This window comes from Ruegeria sp. BG9 (genome assembly GCF_056538305.1).
In genome coordinates this window covers 605962-627247 of the sequence record NZ_JBQFSY010000001.1, presented here as the reverse complement: position 1 = coordinate 627247, position 21286 = coordinate 605962, and the positions used below count along the sequence as shown (strand labels likewise).

Annotated in this window: 24 protein-coding genes; 12 read left to right on the top strand and 12 right to left on the bottom strand. The window is 58.3% G+C overall.

Going from position 1 to position 21286, the window contains the following annotated elements; translation table 11 throughout:
- Positions 1–157: 157 nt before the first annotated feature.
- Together thyX and ACR0I8_RS03155 are read left to right on the top strand one after the other, a co-directional pair.
- Positions 158–1069 (top strand): FAD-dependent thymidylate synthase, encoded by a 912-nt coding sequence (gene thyX / locus ACR0I8_RS03160; RefSeq protein ID WP_170688919.1) that lies wholly within the window; start codon positions 158–160, stop codon positions 1067–1069.
- Positions 1070–1127: 58 nt separating this feature from the next.
- Positions 1128–1430: a hypothetical protein gene (locus tag ACR0I8_RS03155; RefSeq protein WP_170374128.1), complete on the top strand. Its 303-nt coding sequence runs from the start codon at positions 1128–1130 to the stop codon at positions 1428–1430.
- An 87-nt stretch (positions 1431–1517) separates the two neighbouring features.
- Here ACR0I8_RS03155 and ACR0I8_RS03150 read toward each other — a convergent pair whose 3' ends face one another.
- Entirely contained in the window at positions 1518–1724 is a 207-nt protein-coding gene (locus ACR0I8_RS03150; protein ID WP_008758035.1) for a cold-shock protein, read from the bottom strand.
- Between the two features lie 214 nt (positions 1725–1938).
- Between ACR0I8_RS03150 and ACR0I8_RS03145 the strand changes: the two genes are divergently transcribed.
- Together ACR0I8_RS03145 and ACR0I8_RS03140 are read left to right on the top strand one after the other, a co-directional pair.
- Entirely contained in the window at positions 1939–2256 is a 318-nt protein-coding gene (locus ACR0I8_RS03145; protein ID WP_170552844.1) for an ArsC/Spx/MgsR family protein, read from the top strand.
- 41 nt (positions 2257–2297) lie between these two features.
- On the top strand, positions 2298–2666 hold the full coding sequence (locus tag ACR0I8_RS03140; RefSeq protein WP_170459066.1) for a hypothetical protein: 369 nt from the start codon (positions 2298–2300) through the stop codon (positions 2664–2666).
- 1 nt (position 2667) lies between these two features.
- Here ACR0I8_RS03140 and ACR0I8_RS03135 read toward each other — a convergent pair whose 3' ends face one another.
- The 5 genes from ACR0I8_RS03135 to thrS all read right to left on the bottom strand — a co-directional run bounded on the left by ACR0I8_RS03135 (position 2668) and on the right by thrS (position 7354).
- The gene (locus ACR0I8_RS03135) at positions 2668–3186 is read right to left on the bottom strand and encodes a DoxX family protein (RefSeq protein ID WP_170459064.1); all 519 of its coding nucleotides are present in this window, start codon (positions 3184–3186) and stop codon (positions 2668–2670) included.
- The gene (locus ACR0I8_RS03130) at positions 3183–3944 is read right to left on the bottom strand and encodes an HvfC/BufC N-terminal domain-containing protein (RefSeq protein ID WP_170688918.1); all 762 of its coding nucleotides are present in this window, start codon (positions 3942–3944) and stop codon (positions 3183–3185) included. The genes ACR0I8_RS03135 and ACR0I8_RS03130 overlap by 4 nt, the downstream gene beginning before the upstream one ends.
- Complete coding sequence (bufB, locus tag ACR0I8_RS03125; protein WP_170688917.1) at positions 3941–4798, bottom strand: MNIO family bufferin maturase; 858 nt, start codon at positions 4796–4798, stop codon at positions 3941–3943. The genes ACR0I8_RS03130 and bufB overlap by 4 nt, the downstream gene beginning before the upstream one ends.
- Positions 4799–4871: 73 nt before the next feature.
- On the bottom strand, positions 4872–5174 hold the full coding sequence (locus tag ACR0I8_RS03120) for a BufA1 family periplasmic bufferin-type metallophore (protein WP_170688916.1): 303 nt from the start codon (positions 5172–5174) through the stop codon (positions 4872–4874).
- Positions 5175–5395: 221 nt separating this feature from the next.
- Positions 5396–7354, bottom strand: a complete 1959-nt coding sequence (thrS, locus tag ACR0I8_RS03115) for a threonine--tRNA ligase (RefSeq protein WP_170688915.1) — start codon at positions 7352–7354, stop codon at positions 5396–5398.
- A gap of 216 nt (positions 7355–7570) precedes the next feature.
- Between thrS and ACR0I8_RS03110 the strand changes: the two genes are divergently transcribed.
- The 4 genes from ACR0I8_RS03110 to ACR0I8_RS03095 all read left to right on the top strand — a co-directional run bounded on the left by ACR0I8_RS03110 (position 7571) and on the right by ACR0I8_RS03095 (position 10760).
- Positions 7571–8320 (top strand): alpha/beta fold hydrolase, encoded by a 750-nt coding sequence (locus tag ACR0I8_RS03110; RefSeq protein WP_170374120.1) that lies wholly within the window; start codon positions 7571–7573, stop codon positions 8318–8320.
- Positions 8320–9312 carry an alpha/beta fold hydrolase gene (locus ACR0I8_RS03105; protein WP_170688914.1) on the top strand — a complete coding sequence of 331 codons (993 nt, stop codon included), beginning with the start codon at positions 8320–8322 and terminating at the stop codon, positions 9310–9312. The genes ACR0I8_RS03110 and ACR0I8_RS03105 overlap by 1 nt, the downstream gene beginning before the upstream one ends.
- Before the next feature lie 40 nt (positions 9313–9352).
- Positions 9353–9967, top strand: a complete 615-nt coding sequence (locus ACR0I8_RS03100) for a hypothetical protein (protein WP_170688993.1) — start codon at positions 9353–9355, stop codon at positions 9965–9967.
- Between the two features lie 82 nt (positions 9968–10049).
- On the top strand, positions 10050–10760 hold the full coding sequence (locus ACR0I8_RS03095; RefSeq protein WP_170688913.1) for an alpha/beta fold hydrolase: 711 nt from the start codon (positions 10050–10052) through the stop codon (positions 10758–10760).
- Here ACR0I8_RS03095 and ACR0I8_RS03090 read toward each other — a convergent pair.
- Together ACR0I8_RS03090 and phaZ are read right to left on the bottom strand one after the other, a co-directional pair.
- Entirely contained in the window at positions 10757–11335 is a 579-nt protein-coding gene (locus ACR0I8_RS03090; protein ID WP_170688912.1) for a DUF6151 family protein, read from the bottom strand. The genes ACR0I8_RS03095 and ACR0I8_RS03090 overlap by 4 nt on opposite strands.
- Before the next feature lie 5 nt (positions 11336–11340).
- On the bottom strand, positions 11341–12612 hold the full coding sequence (gene phaZ / locus ACR0I8_RS03085) for a polyhydroxyalkanoate depolymerase (RefSeq protein WP_170374116.1): 1272 nt from the start codon (positions 12610–12612) through the stop codon (positions 11341–11343).
- A 111-nt stretch (positions 12613–12723) separates the two neighbouring features.
- Between phaZ and ACR0I8_RS03080 the strand changes: the two genes are divergently transcribed.
- The 4 genes from ACR0I8_RS03080 (at position 12724) to ACR0I8_RS03065 (ending at position 16553) form a co-directional block, all read left to right on the top strand.
- Positions 12724–14526 (top strand): class I poly(R)-hydroxyalkanoic acid synthase, encoded by a 1803-nt coding sequence (locus ACR0I8_RS03080; protein ID WP_170688911.1) that lies wholly within the window; start codon positions 12724–12726, stop codon positions 14524–14526.
- Positions 14527–14657: 131 nt separating this feature from the next.
- Positions 14658–15104: a phasin family protein gene (locus ACR0I8_RS03075; protein WP_170374114.1), complete on the top strand. Its 447-nt coding sequence runs from the start codon at positions 14658–14660 to the stop codon at positions 15102–15104.
- 134 nt (positions 15105–15238) lie between these two features.
- A complete protein-coding gene (gene phaR / locus ACR0I8_RS03070; protein WP_170374113.1) occupies positions 15239–15787 on the top strand; it encodes a polyhydroxyalkanoate synthesis repressor PhaR in 549 nt (182 codons plus the stop codon).
- Positions 15788–15797: 10 nt separating this feature from the next.
- Positions 15798–16553 carry a trypsin-like serine protease gene (locus ACR0I8_RS03065; protein WP_170688910.1) on the top strand — a complete coding sequence of 252 codons (756 nt, stop codon included), beginning with the start codon at positions 15798–15800 and terminating at the stop codon, positions 16551–16553.
- On the opposite strand, the gene ACR0I8_RS03060 is transcribed toward ACR0I8_RS03065, so the two are convergent.
- The 4 genes from ACR0I8_RS03060 to ACR0I8_RS03045 form a co-directional block, all read right to left on the bottom strand.
- The gene (locus tag ACR0I8_RS03060; RefSeq protein WP_170688909.1) at positions 16541–17755 is read right to left on the bottom strand and encodes an aminotransferase class I/II-fold pyridoxal phosphate-dependent enzyme; all 1215 of its coding nucleotides are present in this window, start codon (positions 17753–17755) and stop codon (positions 16541–16543) included. The genes ACR0I8_RS03065 and ACR0I8_RS03060 overlap by 13 nt on opposite strands.
- Positions 17756–17870: 115 nt before the next feature.
- Positions 17871–19175, bottom strand: a complete 1305-nt coding sequence (locus ACR0I8_RS03055; protein ID WP_170688908.1) for an NAD(P)/FAD-dependent oxidoreductase — start codon at positions 19173–19175, stop codon at positions 17871–17873.
- 20 nt (positions 19176–19195) lie between these two features.
- Positions 19196–20554 (bottom strand): glutamine synthetase family protein, encoded by a 1359-nt coding sequence (locus tag ACR0I8_RS03050; protein WP_170374109.1) that lies wholly within the window; start codon positions 20552–20554, stop codon positions 19196–19198.
- On the bottom strand, positions 20554–21234 hold the full coding sequence (locus ACR0I8_RS03045) for a type 1 glutamine amidotransferase (protein WP_170688907.1): 681 nt from the start codon (positions 21232–21234) through the stop codon (positions 20554–20556). The genes ACR0I8_RS03050 and ACR0I8_RS03045 overlap by 1 nt, the downstream gene beginning before the upstream one ends.
- Between the last annotated feature and the right edge of the window lie 52 nt (positions 21235–21286).

The following is a 21286-nucleotide window of genomic DNA, read 5'->3' as shown; positions in this document are numbered from 1 at the left end:
TCGCTTGGTGCGCAGCTTAGCGCGGTTGCGCGAGGTGTCGAGAGGGGCCGGGAACATGATTTCGAACTTCGCGGCGCTTACGGCAGATATCGCGGTTCCAGTGGTGGAGTTGACGATATATAGTGGGCATCGACTCATTCTTGGAAAGGATAATTTCATGCCTCTGTCTGCCGACCAACTGGCCGAGATCGAAGCGCAGCGCGCGCAATCGCATCCAACTCGCCGCGTTGTTGCACCAGGCATGGAAGACCATCTGTACACGGCTCATCAGGTGTTGGACCACGGTTTTGTCCGGGTCATCGACTATATGGGCGACGATGCAGCCATTTGTCAGGCGGCGCGCGTGTCCTACGGCAAGGGCACCAAATCCGTGCAAAATGATGAGGGCCTGATCCGCTATCTGATGCGTCACTGGCATTCGACCCCGTTTGAGATGTGCGAGATCAAGCTGCACGTAAAACTGCCGGTTTTCGTCGCGCGCCAGTGGATTCGCCACCGGACCGCCAATGTGAACGAATACTCGGCGCGCTACTCAATCCTTGACCGTGAGTTCTATATTCCTGCCCCCGACAACGTGGCCGCGCAGTCCGAGGTCAACAATCAAGGACGCGGGTCCGCCTTGGAAGGGGAAGAGGCCGCGCGCGTGCTGGAAATCCTAAAGGCCGACAGCGCCCGCTGTTATGACAATTATGAGGCGATGATCAATCAGGACGGGCAACAAGGTTTGGCGCGCGAACTGGCGCGGATGAACCTGCCTGCAAACATCTATACGCAGTGGTATTGGAAGGTGGACCTGCACAATCTGTTCCACTTCCTGCGTCTGCGCGCTGACCCGCATGCCCAATACGAGATCCGGGTTTATGCCGATATGATGTGCAAGATCGTCGCCGATTGGGTGCCGTTCGCCTACAGAGCGTTCGAGGACTACCGATTAGGTGCCGTTAACCTCTCGGCCCAAATGGTCGACAGCCTGCGCCGGATGTTGGCAGGTGAGACAGTGACACAGGAAAACTCGGGCATGACGGCGCGGGAATGGCGTGAGTTCGAGGACGTAATCCGCAAGGATTGAGGCTCAGAAGCATATCTTTTGTATATACGTTTTGTCATGAAGCTGTTACATTGGCTTCATGACTTATCTGTTTCGCCTGATCCCATTGTGTCTTGTGCTGGCGTCACCGACGCAGGCCAAATCGCCCATAGCCGAAATCCTGTGTGAAGCGACCCCTCGGCTGCAAGAGAAACTGACCCACCAATTCGGCGCCGAGCGCGTCGCGACCGGCATTCGCGGGCCCGAACAGATCATGGAGGTCTGGAGCAGCGACCGCGGCGACTGGACCATGGTCGTTACCTACGCGACAGGAACGTCCTGCATCGTGGCAATGGGCGAGGACTGGCATGCCCGCACCAACGAAAAATCGACACGTGGGTAACGCCGATTGCTAGGGAACATTTGGCTGACGGCCTGAAATTGGCCGTCAGCCTTGATTGGAAACACCCCACATCTGGCGGGGTGGAGGTTACAACGGCTTCAAATCAGCTGCCATCTGGCGGCCGTCACGCCCGTCCTGCAACTCGTACGAGACTTTCTGATTGTCTGCGAGTCCGGTGAGGCCGGATCGTTCTACGGCCGAGATATGAACAAACACATCTTTGCCCCCCTCATCAGGGGCAATAAACCCATAGCCTTTGGTAGTGTTAAACCATTTCACGGTGCCGGTTGGCATGTCCCGTGTCTCCTTCTACTTGCGCATTGTCCCACAAATTGGTGGGGGCTTTGGTCGACTAAATGGCGTATCGGGCTGATTTCTGGGTCAGATACAGTCCTAAACGCACGTTTCGTCTTTTTCAACATTGCACGGTGAAGTAAAAAATCAAGAATTACCGCTGGGAACCAACCAGTTTGCATAAAAAAGTTACAAATGCAGGAGCAGCCCAAAAATGCGCCTTTATGGTTTGAAAAACTGCGATACGTGCCGTAAGGCGCTGAAATCGCTGCCAGAAGCGGCCCTTGTGGATGTCAGGGCGGACGGAGTTCCGGCCGAGACCCTTTCGCAAGCTTTTGCCACGTTCGGCGAGGCTTTGCTCAATACACGGTCAACAACCTGGCGTGGATTGGACGATACCGAGCGCGCGCGGCCACCGTTGGAGTTGCTGGCCGATCACCCGACGCTGATGAAACGCCCTCTGATCGAAAAGGACGGAGAGTTGTTTCTGGGCTGGACCGCTGAAACGCGGGCCTCTCTTGGTGTTGCGTAGCCGCGTACCTATCTGCTGATACGAACTGTAAAGGAAGATACATGCGAAACGCTGCCATGATTTTGGGCGTCATCGCCGGTTTGATCGGTATGATTGTCGGGTTTTTCGGATATGGCTATGTCGAAGCCATCAAGCATTTTGGCGATATCGAAGGGATTGCCGAGCAGGTGGATAACCCTGACCTGATACAAGCGGCCTCGATCCTTGCGCCTTTATTGGCAATTGCGGGCGGGGCCATGGCCCATGCGCGGGCGTTGATTGCTGGGATCTTACTCTTGGCCTCGGCTGCAGGGATGTACTACGCGTTTGGCTTCGGCGTTTTCACCATGTTCCCAATCGCTTTTGCCGCAGTGGCCGGGGTGCTCGGGCTCGCCGCGGGAAAACCGGACGAACCCAAGGCTCATTTCTGATTTATTTCAGGCGCAGGATGCGGTCCAGAGACAGCGGGCCTGCGCCATTGATGACCATCACCAGGAACAGGAAGGTCCACATGGTGCGCTGATCGACCAGATCGGGCGCCGCATTGAACAGGCTACCGAGTTTCACGCCATGGCCGGTCACGTCGACAATAGTTTGCACCCAGACAAACCCGATCATTGCGACCGCCGCCAGACGCGTGAACAGACCAACCAGCAGCAGCGCGGGCAGGACGAACTCGGCCACGGTGCCAAGGAAGATCACGATCCGCTGGAAGAACGTCATTTGCGTGACGTCCCAAAGCACGGCTTCGGCGGCTTTCGGAAAAATCTGTCCAAAGGCACCACTGGATGGCGAGAAGATCGACCCATCAATCTTCAGCATCGCCGAATTCCAGTAGTAGACGAGCAATACAGCGATAAACACGAGCCGGGCGAGGGTTGGCGTCAGCCAACCGGACGCATGGTCCACCTTTCCCAAAACGGAGTTGTGGATTGAGATGAGCGCAGTCATGACTCCAGCCTTTCGATAGTCACAGAGGTTATTGCACCGCCTTGCAAAAGCAGTGCCAGAGTGGTTCCAAGATCAAAGTCGGGCGTGTCAGCAGCGGTTTTTTCGAACGCGCTGCCGATGGTGTCGCCCGCTTGCATATGTGCGATCCAGTCTGCGCCGCCTTTTGGCAATAGATGCGGGGCGGGATCATATTCGGGGCGGGTGACCAGAACGTCCTCGGCCTGAGCCACCGGTTTTGGGGCGTCCGCTTCCGAATTGTAGCGCCAGATCGCGTGGATCGGCCAATCCGACCGGATCACCCGCATCGCCGGGGCAAAACTCAGCCGCGCGCGCATCACGTCTTCGGGGGGAACGGCCAGCGCATCGGCGGGCGCAGGTGTGCTGTCTGCCGCGTGGTAGGAGTGGCGCAGGGCAAGTTCCAGCCGCGCCATGTCGGCAAGGTAACCCAGATGGGACAGTTGAGGCATTCCGGCGACAAAGGCGGGAAACGCCTCACCATAGAACATCATCAACGGGGATGTGGGCGGGTGCTGGCGCAGGAAAATGCCCGAAAGGCCGTCCATGTTCTGCGATCCCAGCAGTTTGGTGATCACGGGAAAGGCCTGCTGCATGGCCTCGGTCAGTGAGACAGCGACATTATTGCGATAGACGCTGAACCGCCGACCGGCGGGTTGGTTTTCAGAATCCAGCAAACCCTCCGGGACCGGGGTAGTGGCGTCCAGAAGCGCGGCGCGGAACTGGGTTTGCGACACGCTCATGCCGGAATCCGCTCCAGAGCCGCCTGGGCGCGCACGGCCTCGTCCCGCAGGACCGGCCAGTCAGGAACATCCGTGTCCCACTCGACCAAGAGAGGCTTCGGCCCCGACCGATCCAGAACATAGTCCAAAAGCGCCCAGACCGGATCAACGACCTCGCGCCCGTGGCTGTCGATCAGCAGAGGTTTACCGTGGTCGTCTTCGTCTTCATCGTGACCGCCGAGGTGAATCTCACCAACCTTTTCAAGCGGGTAGGCATCGATATAGCCCTGGGGCGAGAAGTCCAGATTGGTGGCCGAGACAAAGACGTTATTCACGTCCAGCAACAGCCCGCATCCGGTTCGGTTCGAAACTTCGCGCAGGAAGTCAGGCTCGGACCAGTTGCTTTCCTCAAACGCCAGATAGCTCGAGGGGTTTTCGAGCAGCATTTGCCGTCCAACCACCTCTTGTACCTGGTCGATATGATCGCAGATGCGGGTCAAAGTGGCATCGGTATAGGGCAGGGGCAGAAGGTCGTTCAGGAAGTGGCTGTCATGAGTCGACCAGGCCAAATGCTCGGAGAAGCTGGCCGGGTTCAGCCAGCCGACCAGATGTTTCAATCGCGCCAGATGGTCGGCATCCAGCGGGCCTTCGCCGCCGATCGACAGGCCAACGCCATGGACTGAGATTGGGAATTGTTCTGACAGATGGCGCAGTTGCGCCAGCGGACGACCGCCGTCTCCCATGTAATTCTCGGCATGGATTTCCAGCCATGCGACGGGCTGTGCGTTTTCAAGGATCTGTGCAAAGTGCTGCGGTTTATACCCAACACCCGGCGCTGCGGGCAGTCGGTTCGACCTGAGTGCGTCGTCCAGCATGAGGCAGTTCCCTATGATCACGTGAAAAGGGGCGGGCGAATTGGCCCGCCCCTTGGATCTCGTATGGCAGATATTATGCCGGCAGGTCGCGGTTCAGCTCTTCCAGCGAACCTTTGCGCGGGGTGCCGTCTGCCTGTGCGGGCAGTTCGATATTGGCGCAGGTGCCTGCATCAACCAGAGTCCAGGCGTTGCCCTGATAGTCAACGGTCGAGGTGCCCGCGCATGTGGTGCCGGGACCCGCGGCGCAATCGTTCTGACCGGCCAGCGAAACGCCATAGCATTTCTCTTTCGCTTGTGCGGAGGCGGTGGTTGCTGCACCCGAAACGGCGGCTGCGACTGCTGTTGCGATAACCAGGGATTTGGCTGTGTTCGACATCTCGGTAATCCTTTTGATGACTGCGTATGTCTGCTTGTGACAATGACAAAGGTAACGACTAGTGAGCCACAGTTAAATTCACGAGGCCGTGTCTCACAAGCGCGTCAGGCATTGTCATGCCCTCTTGCAGGTTAACAAATTGTTTTTGAATTGAAAAATGGAAAATGTTTCAATCCGGCCCCGATTTCAGGGCCGGATGAGGGGTCAGAAACTGACTTATGTTACAGCAGGTCCGGAGGAGTGGCTGCCTTGGACAGCTCATTTGTTACAGTCTCAAGAGATTGAACCTGCGTTTGTTTTTCGCCCAGTCGGCGGACACTTACAGTGCGCTCATCCACCTCGCGGTGACCCACGGCCAGAATGACCGGAACCTTGCCGACCGAGTGCTCGCGGACCTTGTAGTTGATCTTTTCGTTGCGGATATCCGCCTCGGCCCGGACACCAGCGGAGCGGAGCGTTTCAACAACCTCGGCCACATAGTAATCTGCATCGGACGTGATCGAGGCCACAACGACCTGCCGCGGCGCCAGCCAGAACGGCAACTTGCCCGCGTGTTCTTCGATCAGAATGCCGATGAACCGTTCGAACGACCCAAGGCAGGCCCTGTGCAGCATGTAGGGGCGATGCTTGGACCCGTCAGCGCCGATGAAATTCGCATCCAGACGCTCGGGCAGGTTAGGGTCGACCTGAAGCGTGCCGCATTGCCAATTCCGGCCGATGGCATCTGTCAAAGTGAACTCCAGCTTCGGACCGTAGAATGCGCCCTCGCCTTCCAAGACCTCGTACTCATACCCAGCGGCCTTGCAGGCATCGCCCAAAGCTTTCTCGACGAAATCCCAGCTTTCATCGCTGCCGATCCGCTTTTCCGGGCGGGTGGACAGTTTGATGGTCCAGTCGTGGAAGCCAAGGTCGGCGTAGACCTTCGACAGGAAAGCAATGAACTTTGCGGTCTCGGATTCGATCTGATCCTCGGCGCAGAAGATGTGACCGTCGTCCTGAGTAAAGCCGCGCACCCGCATGATCCCGTGCAGCGCGCCCGAGGGCTCATACCGCGCGCAGGAGCCGAACTCTGCCATGCGCAGCGGCAGATCACGATAGGATTTCAGGCCCTGATTGAACACCTGCACGTGGCAAGGGCAGTTCATTGGCTTCAGCGCGTTGATCGCCTTTTCGCGGGCATGCTCTTCGTCGACTTCGACGATGAACATGTTCTCCTGGTACTTGTCCCAGTGACCCGAGGCTTCCCAAAGTTTGCGGTCGACGACCTGTGGGGTGTTGACCTCGACATAGCCGTCACGGTCCTGCATCCGGCGCATGTAGTCCTGCAGGGTGGTGTAGATTTTCCAGCCGTTGGGATGCCAGAACACCTGACCCGGAGCCTCTTCCTGCATGTGATACAGGTTCATCTCGCGGCCCAGCTTGCGGTGGTCGCGCTTGGCGGCCTCCTCCAGCATGTTCAGGTGCGCTTTGAGCTTTTCCTTGCCCGTGAACGCTACGCCATAGATGCGCTGCAACATCGCGCGGTCGCTGTCGCCACGCCAATAGGCGCCCGCAATGCTCATCAGCTTGAAGGCGTCGCCCGGCAGTTGACCGGTGTGCTGCAGGTGCGGGCCGCGGCACAGATCCTGCCAGTGGCCGTGCCAGTACATGCGCAGTGGCTCATCACCCGGAATGGCTTCGATCAGCTCGACCTTATAGGGCTCATTGTTGGCCTTGTAGAATTCGATCGCGCGGTCACGATCCCAGACCTCGGTGGTGACGGGGTCGCGCTTGTTGATGATCTCTTTCATCTTTTTCTCGATGAGGCCGAGATCTTCGGGCGTGAATGGCTCTTCGCGGTCAAAGTCATAGTACCAGCCGTTTTCGACAACGGGGCCGATGGTGACTTTGGTCGCGGGCCAGATTTCCTGCACGGCGCGGGCCATGACATGCGCCAGATCGTGGCGGATCAGCTCATTGGCCTGATCTTCATCCTTCATGGTGTGGATGGCGATTTGGGCATCTGCTTCGATGGGCCATTGCAAATCCCAATGCTTGCCGTCGACCGTGGCCGATATCGCCCTTTTCGCCAGCGAAGTTGAGATGTCGGCAGCCACCTGCGCAGGCGTTATGCCTGCGTCATAGGAACGTGCATTGCCATCGGGAAAAGTGAGAGAGACGGATTTTGAATCCAGGGCCATATCGGCTCTCCTCGTCGGTTCGGCGCCCACTGAACGCCCGGTTGCGGGTTATTTGCGTCTGGCTGCTTTGGCAGGTGGTTGTACTTGTGTCAAGTGGCTGGAGCGAGGGGCCAGCCCCTCGCGCTCCCCGAGGTATTTTTAGCCAGATGAAGGAGGATCACGGAATTGCACTTGGGCGGGGGGCGTGCATGATGTCAGGAAAGCAAAGAGGGCTTCATGGCAGCAACAGATTTTTTGGAAACGGCGCAGGGGCGGCGGTTGGCGTATCACAAGAGCGAAGGGGCCGGTCCGACCATTGTTTTTCTGGGCGGTTTGAAATCGGATATGGAGGGCACCAAGGCCGTTCATCTTGAGGCTTGGTCGAAGGCACGGGGGCAGGCGTTCTTGCGGTTTGACTATTCCGGGCATGGAGAAAGCTCTGAGGCGTTCACAGACGGCTGCATTGGAGATTGGCACGAAGACACGCTGGCAGCGGTGGGTGCCTTGACCGAGGGGCCTTTGGTGGTCGTTGGGTCCTCGATGGGCGGTTGGCAGGCGCTGCTGCTGGCAAAGGCGTTGCCGGAGCGAATTGTTGGCATGGTGACCATCGCGGCAGCCCCGGATTTTACCGAGGACGGCTATTGGGCGTCCTTCTCAGATGCGCAGAAGGCAGCGCTGGAGGAGGTTGGGCATGTGGAATTGCCCTCGGACTATATGGAGCCTTACATCATCACAAAGCGTATGATCGAGGATGGTCGGCAGCGTCTGGTTCTGCGGGACGCGTTGGATCTGCCGTTTCCCGTTCGTTTTTTGCAGGGGACGGCTGATACGGCGGTGTCGACTGAAACAGCCGTACGCCTATTGGAGCATGCGACCGGACCGGATATGCGATTGTTGCTGGTCAAGGATGCGGATCATCGGTTCTCGGACGGGCCGTGCCTTGGCTTGATCGAGAAAGCCGTTCTCGACGTTTTGGGGGATGGGTGATGCGCTGGTTCGGATGGGTGCTGGGGCGAATTATACTGGCGCTGATTATAGTCGGGGGCCTGATTTATTGGTTCGGGCCGCGGGAAGAAGTGAACTTGGATCCCGAATTCGACCCCCGCAAGTTTGGCGAAGGTGTTCAGGTCTATTTTGAAAGCACGGAGTCCGCGTTTGACGATATCGTTCCCGGTGTCGAAAAACGTGTGATCTGGCAGGACGGATTCAAAGAGCAGCGGACACCCTATTCGGTGCTATATGTCCATGGTTTCTCGGCCAGTTCTGAAGAGATCCGCCCCGTGCCAGATAGGGTCGCTGATGCTCTGGGGGCCAATCTGGTATATACGCGCTTGCAAGGACATGGGCGCAGTGGGGCCGCGATGGGCGACGCGACTGCCTCGGGCTGGATGCAGGACATGGCCGAAGGGCTGGCGGCGGCCAAGGCCGTTGGGGAAAAGGTCGTAGTCATTTCGACATCGACCGGGGGCACGCTGGCAGCGGCGGCCGCTTTGAACCCGGACCTCAGCGAGGATGTCGCGGCAATGGTGTTTGTGTCGCCGAATTTCGGAGTGAATGCGACAGGGGCGTTCATACCCGGTCTGCCTTGGGCTCGGGATTGGTTGCCACTGCTGATGGGGCCGGAACGAGGTGTATCCGGGCCAGATCCAGAAAAGAACAAGTACTGGACTTCGGTTTACCCGTGGGAGGCCGTGGTGCCGATGACAGTTCTGGTCGAAACGGTCTACGGTCTTGATTTCTCACAAGCTTTGGTGCCAGCGCTGTTCTGGTTCTCGGATGATGATCAGGTCGTGCGCCCGGACAAGACCCATAAGGTGGCCGAGGCCTGGGGTGCGCCAGCAACGGTTGAGCTTGTCACGATGGGGCCTGAAGATGATCCGATGTCGCATGTGATTGCCGGCCGCCTGATGTCTCCGGACCAGACAGAGCCGACAGTGAATGGGGTATTGGCGTGGTTGAAAACGCAGGGGATCGAATGACGCCTCGTTCAAGGGCATAGCGATGCGCAAGCCGGGCAGTATGTGGAGCCTTGAGACGCTGGGTCGTGTGCGTCTGTCCCGGCATTTCTTCATGCGCGATTTCCTGTACTCCGAGATCGGGAATTTCCACCAAAAGCAGAACCTGCCTGAGAACCCGGATCTGGCCATCGAAACCGGAAGCGCCTTTTGCCAAACCTTGCTAGACCCGCTGGAGGAGACCTTTGGCCGGGTCGCAGTGCGCTCGGGCTATCGGTCACCGTCCTTGAATGCCTTTGGCAACGAAAACCGGCTGAACTGCGCGCGCAATGACAATCCGTTGGAGTGCCATGTCTGGGACTGGGGGCAGGGTGAGGCGCGAGTCGCTGGCGCGTCTGTCGTGATCCCCTGGTTTGCGGATCGCTACGCGCAGGGGCGGGACTGGCGCGATCTGGCGTGGTGGATGCATGATCATCTTGACTACTCCGAGATCTGGTTTTTCCCGAAACTCTGCGCGTTCAATCTGGTTTGGCGCCCCAGGCCTCAGCGTCGGATCGACAGTTACATCGCGCCCAAAGGCTGCCTTTTGCGACCGGGTGCCGAGCCAGCCGAAACCCTTGCTGCCCGTCAGAAACGCTATGCTGATTTCCCGCAGTTCCGTGGAATCGCCTATCCTTAAAGATTCACTTGCTGGGCTGATCCAAACCTTCCATCCTGATGAGAAGGAACGACTCGGATAACCGAGCAGAAGGAGGCCCCACGTGATTGAGCCGCTGGTGTTGTTGCCGGGTTTGATGTGCGATGCTCGGCTGTTTCATCCCCAAATTGATGCGTTTTCGCGCCGCCGCGCCGTGGTCGTCTCGGCGATCAGCCGGGGGGAACGGATCGAAGAGATCGCTTCGGATCTTCTGGATCAGCTGCCTCATCGGTTCGCGCTGGCTGGGCATGGGCTGGGCGGCGTGGTGGCGTTGGACCTTATTCGCCGCGCCCCGGATCGGGTGTCGCGCCTGTGCCTGATCTCGACCGATGCGCAGGCCGACACACCGCAGATCGCGGCCGCACGGGAGGATCTGATCATCGGCGCGCAGGCCGGTCGGCTTGAAGAGGTGATGCGGCAGGTTGTGGGGTCGGACACTCTGGCGCCGGGAACGCAGCGCATCCCTGTGTTGAATGACCTACTGGCGATGGCGCTGGATTTAGGCCCGGAGGTGTTTGTGACCCAGATGCGTGCGCTACAGAGGCGCGCGGATCAGCAGGGCACGCTGCGCCGGATCAAAGCGCCCAGCCTGATCCTGTGTGGAAAGCATGACCGGCTGACGCCCGAGCGCAAGCATGCCTTTATGGCGGACATGATCCCAAATGCGGTGATGCACACAATTGATGCGGCCGGATATCTGCCAACTCTGGAAGCGCCCGAGCAGGTGATCGACCTGATGCAGGCGTGGCTGGATGAACCCTTGCGCATGGCCTAGGGGTAAAGCGCTGCGCGTTCCTCTTTGCTGATCACCGTCGGTGTCACGACGGGTTCAAAACTCTCAGGATCAAAGAACGGCGTGTTTTTCCACCCACCGGATAGTCTTGATTTGATCACGCGACGCAGCAACCCAATTGCCGCCGGAGACAGATTTTCGTGCTTTTGCTTGCCATTGGGCCGAGGCACGAACCCACGAGTCGCAATCGGGCCAAGCCGCGCGTGATCGGCGATACGCAAAGCGATGAACCCCGCAAAAGGAAATCTGGCGGTGCGTGGCGTGGTTGCCAAGGGTGCATTGCAGCATTTGGCATACCATCGCAGCATGCCCTTCGGGCTCAGAGACATCGCCGCCAAATGTTCGGCGCCGCTGTCAATCGTGACCTCGTCGGGGGCGATTTGAAACACCTCAACCGGTCCGGGGGCCGGGTCGGGTTGGCCGAAGTAAAGCTGGGCCGCACGGCAGTCGCGGCAAAAACACTCGGCATGGGTCCCCAGACGCGCACCATCGGATGTGATGCGGCCTGTCAGTGTCCCGCAGGCGCACGAAAAGGTGAGGTCAGTCTCTGACGCCAAAGCCCTTACGCGACTTTGTTGCTGTTGGCCGCCCGACGACGAGGTTTGCGGCTGTTCTCGTTCATGAAGTCGATGACCAGCGGGCGGATATTGTCGCGCCAGCTGCGGCCAGCGAAGATGCCGTAGTGCCCCGCACCGGGTTCCACATGACTGGCTTTCTTGCTGTCAGGCAGGCCGGTACACAGATCAAGCGCGGCGATACACTGCCCAGGCGCTGAAATGTCGTCATTCGCGCCTTCCACGGTTTTCACAGCCACGTCGGTGATCTTGCCCATATCCACCTTGTGCCCGGCGACGACAAATTCGTTCCGCCCAATCTCGCGGTTTTTGAAAATGCGTTCGACCGTGGAGAGGTAAAACTCGGCCGGCATATCCATGACAGCGAGATATTCATCGTAGAAGCGGTTGTGGGCGTCATGGTCCGAAGCTTCCCCCCGCATCACGCGCTGTATCTGATCCGTGAAGGCTGTGGAGTGGCGTTCGGCATTCATCGACATGAACGAAGCCAGCTGCAACAGGCCGGGATAAACCATCCGACCCACGCCTTTGTATTTGAAACCAACGCGCTGGATCATGGTCTCTTCCAACTGGCCCATCGTCACGCGACGGCCAAAGTCGGTCACGTCGGTCGGGGTGGCATCGGGATCGACCGGGCCACCAATCAGTGTCAGGGTGCTGGGCTGGGCCTTTGGTTCGACCTCGGCCAGATAGGCGGTCGCGGCCAGTGTCAGCGGTGCGGGCTGGCACACGGCGACCACATGGGTGTCCGGGCCAAGCTCTTTCATAAAATCGACAAGGTAGAGGGTGTAATCCTCGACATCGAACTTGCCAGCGGACACGGGGATATCGCGCGCGTTATGCCAATCGGTGATGTAAACTTCGCAATTGACCAGCAGGCTTTTGACGGTCGAACGCAGCAATGTCGCGTAGTGACCGGACATTGGAGCCACCAAAAGCACCTTGCGAGGTTGCGTTTCGCGCCCGTTTACCTTGAAATGGAGAAGGTCCCCAAAGGGACGCTCCAGAACCGAGGTGACTTCGACCAGATGATCTTTGCCATCTTCACACGTGAAAGTCCGGATGCCCCAATCGGGTTTCGCGACCATGCGTTGAAAGGTGCGCTCGGTCACTTCACCCCAAGCGGCCATCCAACTGAACGCCGGGTTGGGAACCATCGAAAACAGCGGGTAGGAGGCCATCGCATTTGCCGTCGAACCAAGCCATTGGTTCGTATTGCGCATGGTTTCCATCAGATCGTAGGTCATCATGTAGCGCATCGAAGGATCCTCCGGAGTATCAACCTAAGAGTTCGGACCATTCGTCGCTTTGTCGACCAACGTCCGCGACGTTATTCTGCATAGCAGCGAGAGTAGGGGTGAATTGTTAAAATGACAACAAGTGAAGACAATACGGGCCAAGTTACCGAAGAACATATTGAACGCATTAAAGAAAATATGGAGAAGGTTGAGGCTCTCTCCAAGCGCCTGATCGAAGTCATGGCTTCGAAGAAGTCTCATGTCCCCGCGTTGGACGGCCCGAATCAAGAGCTTTATGCACGTGCGGCAACGGCCTATTGGGCCGACGCATTGCAGAATCCCGCCAAACTGCTGCAACAGCAGATCGAATATTGGGGCAAGTCCGTTCTGAACTTTGCCGAGGCGCAGCAGGCACTGACCACAGGCGCAGTGGATGAAGACAAACCCAAATCCAAGGACAAACGCTTTTCCAACCCGCTTTGGGACACCAACCCCTATTTTCGCTTGATCCGCCAGCAGTACCAGACCAATGCCGAAGCGATCGCACAAGCAGTGTCAGCAGTTGAGGACCTTGAAGAGAAGGACAAGCAGCGCCTTCAGTATTTCTCGCAGCAGATCATCGACCTGATGGCTCCCACCAATTTTCTAGCAACCAACCCTGATGCCTTGGAGAAAGCTGTCGAAACCGAGGGGCAATCCCTGATCCAAGGGCTTGAGAACCTCGTCTCGGACCTAGAGGCCAATGATGGTGAGCTTGTGGTCAAGCTTGCCGATGACAGTGCATTCGAGGTTGGGGTCAATATCGCGACCAGCCCTGGCGATGTCGTGTATCGCAACCGTATGATGGAGCTGATCCAATACAAACCGGCAACCGAGACGGTGCATGAAACCCCCATCGTCCTGTTCCCGCCGTGGATCAACAAATTCTACATTCTCGACCTCAAAACCCAGAACAGCCTGATCAAATGGGTGACCGAGCAGGGATACACGCTGTTTGTCGTCAGCTGGATAAATCCCGATTCCACCTACGCCGATGTGGGGATGGAGGACTATATTCAGGACGGGTTCCTGACTGCGATCGAGACGGTCAAGAAGATCTGCAAAGTAAAACAGGTCAACGCCGTCGGGTATTGCATTGCGGGCACCACGCTCAGCCTGACGCTGTCATTGCTGAAACAGCGCGGGGACAAGTCGGTCAAATCGGCGACCTTCTTTACGGCTCTGACCGATTTTGGCGATCAGGGAGAATTCACGCCGTTTTTGCAAAACGACTTTGTGGATGGGATCGAGGATCAGGTCGCCAAGGATGGCCTTCTGCGCGCATGGATTCTTGGGCGCACCATGTCATTCCTGCGTTCGCGCGACCTGATCTACACGCCAGCGATCCGCAGCTATATGATGGGAGAGACCCCTCCAGCTTTTGACCTGCTGTATTGGAACGGCGACGGCTCGAACCTGCCGGGCAAGATGGCGGTGCAGTATCTGCGCGGCCTGTGCCAGCACAACGAATTCGTGGGCGACGGCTTCGCGATGCTGGGCCACAAGCTGCATGTCAGAGATGTGGACGTCCCCCTGATGGCTATCACCTGCGAGACGGACCATATCGCCCGCTGGAAAGACTGCTATCGCGGTGTTCAGCAGATGGGGTCCAAGTCCAAGACTTTTGTTGTGTCAGAGTCCGGTCACATTGCAGGGATCGTGAACCCGCCCAGCAAGAAGAAATACGGACACTACACCAACCCTGATCTGAAGTTGGATGCAGAGGCCTGGTTGAAAGACGCTGACTTTCACGAAGGATCATGGTGGCCGATGTGGGGCGCTTGGCTGAAGAAACGGTCTGGCAAGCAGGTTCCGGCGCGCGAAACGGGTGATTCGGAGCATCCGAGCCTGTGTCCGGCGCCTGGCAGCTATGTTTTGCTCAAGGCAAATCGCTGATTTCAAAATGAAACTTGATTTTTTCTGCATTGCAGCAAGAAAAAACTTGAAATGCTGCGATGCAGAAATCATATTGTCCTCAAGCCGATGGAAACCGGGGTGGGCCCGGTTCGGTGAAAAGGATTAGGACAATGGCAAAGACCCAAGACTTCACCGCGATCATGAAAGACGTCATGGGCGCGTTTCCGGTAGACACCACCGCAATGGAAGGTGCCTTCAAATCGACCGCAGCGTTGAACGAAAAGCTGTCGGGCGTTGCTCTGGACGCGGCTGAGAAATCGGCTGAAATCTCGAACAAATGGACCAAGGACACCCTGGCCAAGCTGACCGAGATGTCGAAAGCAAAGGCCGAGCCTGCTGACTACGCAAAAGCCGCAACCGACTTCGCAAGCGCGTCGGCTGAAGTTGCTGCTGAAAACCTGGCTGCATTCGCGGAAATCGCGAAAAAAGTTCAGTCGGAAACCGTTGAGCTGCTGATGGCCGCTGGCAAAGACGCTGCTGAAGAAGCAACCGCAGCTGTCAAGAAAGCGACTTCTGAGGTGACGACTGCCGCTAAGAAAGCCGCAGCTGCCAAGTAAGAACGTCCGCGACGGGCGTCTTATCCTCCCTATAGGTGCCATCGCGTTGGGCAGGTCGATTGACCTGCCCTTTCTTTTTGTGCTGCAGTCGCATAACCTCTGCTGCAACGCATCATCCTTGGGGAGGGTACAAGGTGTCGGACAAAGAAAAACCGCTGTTGATCAAGCGCTATGCCAGCCGCCGGCTGTATAACACCGAGACCAGCGATTACGTGACGCTCGAAGATATTGCGGGGTTCATCCGCGACGGGCGCGAAGTTCAGATCATTGATCTGAAGACGGGCGATGACCTGACCCGCCAGTACCTTTTGCAAATCATTGCCGAACACGAAAGCCGGGGCGAGAACGTCCTGCCGGTCAATGTTCTGAACGATCTGGTGCGCAGCTATATGGTGCCGGGCGGGGGTATGATGCCGCAATTCCTGCAAAGCTCATTCGACATGCTGCGCGAAAGCCAAAGCAAGATGATGGAGAACATGAACGCCATGAACCCGATGTCTCAGATGCCGGGGTTTGAGGCGATGCAGGCGCAGCAACAGGCGTTCCTCAAGGCGATGACGGGCGGGTTGTCCGGCAACTGGTCTGGCCCTGACAAAGAGGACGAGTCCGAGCCGAAAGAGGATCTGGACGACATTAAAAAGCAATTGGCCGAGTTGCAGCGGAAGCTTTCGAAACTGAACTAGGGCGCAGGCGATGCGCTGGCTGGTCCTGTGTGTCGCTATTTTGTGGTCGCAAGCCGTTTGGGCCGAGGGGCAGTTCTCTGAAAACTGGTCCGCAGTCTGTCGGCTGGGGACCGATACATCTGCGGGGTGTCAGGATATTCGGGCGCGTGAGATTCTCGATGCGTCCGAGGCCCCTTGGCGCGCGATTGGTCGCGTGAACTATGCAGGGCGGGACCAACGATCTCATTGTACGGGCGTTCTGATCTCGGAAAACCATGTACTGACGGCGGCACATTGTCTCTACAATCGATCACGCAAACGCTGGATACCACCCGAGAGTATTCGATTTGCTGCCGGGTACCAGCGGGGAGAGGCGGTCTCGGTTGCGCGAGCCGATGACTATATCTTGCCTGCAGGTCAGGATGTATCATCCGGATTTTCCGATCAACCCGAATTGGACTGGGCCATTCTGGTGCTGGACGCTCCGATTGGGGCCGAGGTCGGTTTCGTGAAACCGGCAGATCAAGAGGTCGAGGCAGGCTTCGTCGCGGGCTATCCGGGGCTGAGGCCTCATGTCTTGAGCCGGACAGAGACTTGCCCAATGCGCATATATGCAGGCCAAATGCTGCGTGGAATTTGCCCGGTGATGATGGGGGATTCCGGTGCGCCACTGTTGATGAAGACCTCGGACGGGCTGCGGGTGGCTGGTGTCCTGTCCCGCATCGCAGCGGCCCCCGAAGGGATCGACGCGTTGTTCGTCTCAGTGCTAGGCGTTCAGGTGCCGTAAGCAGGAACCGGGCCAATCACCTCACCGACCGAGGCCAGCAGGATGTCGGCGATCACGTCCAGTTCCTCGCGCGTCAGGCGTACGGGCAGGCGCACGTCACAGGCTGTCATCAGCATGGCACGGGTTTGCGGCAGTTCGAATTGCTCAGGCAGGAACTGCCAGTTCCAGAAGGCGCGGGCATTGTCTTCGCTCATGCCAAAGACCTGAACTTTGACGCCACGCGCCTCGGATGCGGCGGCAAAGGCGCGGATTTCACCCTCATCCATGCCGACCAGATTGAACTGAATCGAATCCGGTGCACGACGTTCGGGCGCAAGCGGGGCGGGGACGTCGATATAGTCCGACCTGTTCAGCCGTTCCGCTACATAGTCGTGGTTTGCCAGCCCATCGCGCACGCGGCGCGCCAGTTCTGGGATCTGAGGGCGGATCACTGCGGCGCTGAGATTGCTCATCCGCAAATTATAAAGCGGGAGTTTGTTCTGCCAGCGCGCAAAGGCCTGCTCCAACTCGGGCGAGTTGTCGCCATGCGGGGTTTTGTGCTTCTTCCAGTTATGCTCGTAGGCGCCTGACATGATCACGGTGCGCGCCACCAGATCGGCGTCGTCGGTGATCAGAATGCCACCTTCGCCCGCGTTGATCATCTTGTAGGACTGGAACGAGAAGCAGCCAATTTTGCCGATGGTGCCAATGTTGCGCCCATGCCAGGTGGTGCCCAGCGAATGGGCGGCATCTTCGATCACCGGGATATCGCGCGCGTCGCACAGTGCCATGATTGCATCCATATCCGAAGTATGACCGCGCATATGGCTAATGATGACCGCTTGTACATCGTCCAGCTTGGCCTCGAAATCAGCCATGCCGATGCGGTAGTTCGGACCAACTTCGCACAGAACCGGAACGCAATCTGCATGCACGACCGACGATGGCACGGCAGCGAAGGTAAAGCCGGGGATCAGAACCCGTGCGTCCCGCGGCAAGCCCAGTGCCTTCAGCGACAGAAACAGAGCAGCCGAGCAGGACGAAACGGCCAAAGCGTATTTCGTGCCCAGCAGGGCGGCGAACTCGGATTCCAGCAAAGAGACCGGCGCGTCCTGCGGCGCGGTGTAGCGAAACAGGTCGCCTGACTGCATCAGGGCGTCGATTGCGTCTCGTGCGGCGGCGGGGATGGGTTCGGCGTCATGAACGTTGGGTGGCAGCGTCATATTTGGTTTTCCCGAATTCTAACTTTCACTTTATTAAATCAAGCATCCCGCCCGTGCCAAGCCCCCAATCGCAAGATCGGCAAAATTTCACCAAATTGTCGTATGGAAACGGGGGCTAGATCCCCAGCCGATCCCGCATCGCGTACCATGTCATCGCCAGCACCAGCAGAGGGCTGCGCAGGGCCGGACCACCGGGAAAGGGCAGGGCCGGGACGCGGGCCATGGTATCGAACCCTTCGGCCTGTCCTTGAATGGCCAATGCCATCAGCTGACCGGCATGTGTTGCCGTGCCGACGCCATGGCCGGAATAGCCCGAGGCGGACAGGATATTCGGCGCGACACGCGTTAGATAAGGCATCCGACGCATTGTAATCGCCAGAGTGCCGCCCCACGCGTAGTCGAGTTTGATCTCCCGCAGATGCGGAAAGATCTCGGTCATTGGTTTGCGCACGGTAGCGGAGATATCCGAAGGGAACCGGTAGCCATAGCTTTCGCCTCCGCCAAACAGCAGGCGTCCGTCAGCGCTGAGGCGGAAGTAGTTCACCACGAATTTTGTATCTGCAACGGCGACATCCTGCGTCAGCACGCGCGCGGCCTCAGCCCCAAGCGGTTCTGTCGCGGCGATGAAGTTGTTGATCGGCATCACCCGCGCCGCGACCTGCCGATTCAGCGTCCCAAGGTATCCGTTGCAGGCCAGAATGACGTGTTGGGCGCGGAGCTTCCCGCCTTCGATTAGAACCGTGGCCGGGTCGCCTTGTTCGATCCCTGTCACCTCGGTGCCTTCGAAAATACGCACGCCCGCGGCCTCAGCAGCACGGGCCAGACCGAGCGCATAGTTCAACGGGTGCAGATGCGCCGCCCCCATATCCAGATACCCACCCTTGTAAGCGGGTGAAGGGCAGAGGGCGTGGCCCGCCTCTTCATCCAGCAGCTCGATCTGATCGTAGCCGTAACGGTCCGACAAATGCGCGGCATGAGCGTGCAGCACGCTCCGCTCGGACGCTGAGAGACCCAGGTTAGCGATGCCGGGCTTCAGGTCGCAGTCAATTTTGTGCTTTTCAATCAGCGATTTGACCAAGGATTTCGCATCCTCGGCCAGTTCCCAAAGTTTGGTAGCGTCGTCCTGCCCAACGAGCCGCTCCAGATCCTCCTGGTCCATGCGCTGGGCGCTGCCCAACTGGCCGCCATTGCGGCCTGATGCGCCAAACCCAACACGGTGCGCCTCAAGCAGGACAACGTCCATCCCGGCCTCGGCCAGATGCAGCGCAGCCGACAAACCCGTATAACCGCCGCCGACGATGCACACATTGGCGCGCGTTTCGCCTTTGAACTCAGTGAATCGCGCGAGCGGATTTGCTGTCGCGGCATACCAGCTTGCCGGATACTCGGCTTTGCTATCGTTGGAATAGAGAAGGTTCATCTCTGGCGTCCCCAAAAGGCTCAGACGTTCAGCAAGAGATGTTCCCGCTCCCACGGAGAGATCACCTGCAGGAACTCTTCATACTCAGCCCGTTTCACGATGCCATAGACGCGGGCGAACTCGGGGCCCAGGATCTCATGCAGTTCCGTGGCTCCGTCAAACAGGTCCAGAGCATTCCCCATCACTTGCGGGATATCCCCTTCGCCCTCATAAGCGTCACCATAGAACTGGCGGCGCGGACGTTCCTGTTGGACCAGACCCAGATAGCCACAGGCCAGTGACAGCGCGATCCCGAGATACGGGTTGCAATCCATCCCAGCGATACGGTTTTCCACGCGTCGCGCCTCAGGGCCGGACAGCGGCACCCGGATGCCTGTCGTGCGGTTGTCCCGCGCCCATTCCAGATTGATCGGCGCGGCATGGTCTTTCACATAGCGACGGTACGAGTTCACATACGGCGCCATCACGGCAAGACCGGCGGGCAGGTGGGTCTGCAGGCCTGCGATGAAGTGGTAAAACGCGTCCGTCTCACCGCCTTGCGGACCGGAGAAGATGTTCTGGCCGGTCTCTATGTCGATGATCGAATGGTGGATATGCATCGCCGATCCCGGCTCATCCTCGATCGGTTTCGCCATGAAGGTCGCAAAGCAATTGTGACGCAGCGCGGCCTCGCGGATCAGGCGTTTGAAGTAGAAAACCTCGTCCGCCAGCTTCACTGGATTGCCGTGGCGCAGGTTGATCTCAAGCTGGCCTGCGCCGCCTTCCTGAGTGATCCCGTCGATCTCAAACCCCTGATGTTCGGCGAAGTCATAGATGTCGTCGATCACCGGGCCGAATTCGTCCACGGCCGTCATGGAATAGGCCTGACGCGCGGCGGCAGGACGGCCCGAGCGGCCCATCATCGGCTCAATCGACTGCGCCGGGTCAACGTTGCGGGCGACCAGAAAGAACTCCATCTCCGGGGCGACCACCGGCTTCCAGCCCTTGTCGTGATAGAGCTGCACAACACGCTTCAGCACGTTGCGCGGGCTGTAGGGGATCGGGTTGTCGTCGCGGTCATAGGCGTCGTGGATCACCTGCAGCGTCCAGTCGCCAGTCCAAGGCGCCGCCGATGTGGTCGAGAAATCCGGTTTCAGGATCATGTCGCGTTCAATGAATCCGTCCTCACCCGCGGCTTCACCCCAGCCGCCCGTGATCGTCTGGTAGAAGATACTGTCAGGCAGGTGGAAATAGGATTGCCGCGCGAATTTCGATGCGGGAACGGCCTTGCCGCGGGCAATGCCCGGCAGGTCCGAGATGATGCACTCGACCTCATCCAGCCGATGTCCGGCGATATAGTCTTGTGCGGCCTGCGGTGCTGCGTCTGTCCAATCGGCCATCAGGCCCTCGCTTTCTTCAGAAAATCCGCCATGATCTGCGCGATCCGGGCATTGTGATCCGGTGCTGTTTGTCTGTTCGCTGCGGCTTGCATGAGGTCATCAGGCACTAACCCTTTGCCCCGCGTGCGCATCAGGCCCGAGACGAAATCGTTGGTAAATTCAGGGTGGGCTTGCACGGTCCAGATCTGGTCACCATAGCGCAGCATGGCGTTTTGGCAGAAGTCGTTGCCGCCGATCACCTCGGCCCCGTCCGGCACGGCCACGACCTGATCCTGATGCCAGGCGTTCAGCCAGACGCTATCGCCATCGAAGTCATATTCGGTCCGCCCAACCGACCAACCACCTTGGTATTTTTCGACCTTGCCGCCCAGCGCCTGCGCGATGATCTGATGGCCAAAGCACACGCCCACCAGCGGCTTACCGCTTTGGTGAATCTGGTGGATCAGATCCTCAAGCGGGGGAATCCATGGTAGATTCTCATAGGCCCCGTAGCGAGAGCCTGTGATCAGCCAGCCATCCGCGTCTTCTGCGCTGTCGGGGAAGATCCCGTCAACGACTGCGAAGGTTCTGAATTCAAACCCATGTCCGTCCAGCAACGCCGGAAACAAAGAGTCATAGTCCCCGAAGTCCTGCATGAGCGCATCAGGGGTGTGGCCAGTTTGTAGAATGCCGATTTTCATAAGTCACCGAATTTGATCAAATTCAGAAATACCCGAGAGCGGGCCTTCGGGC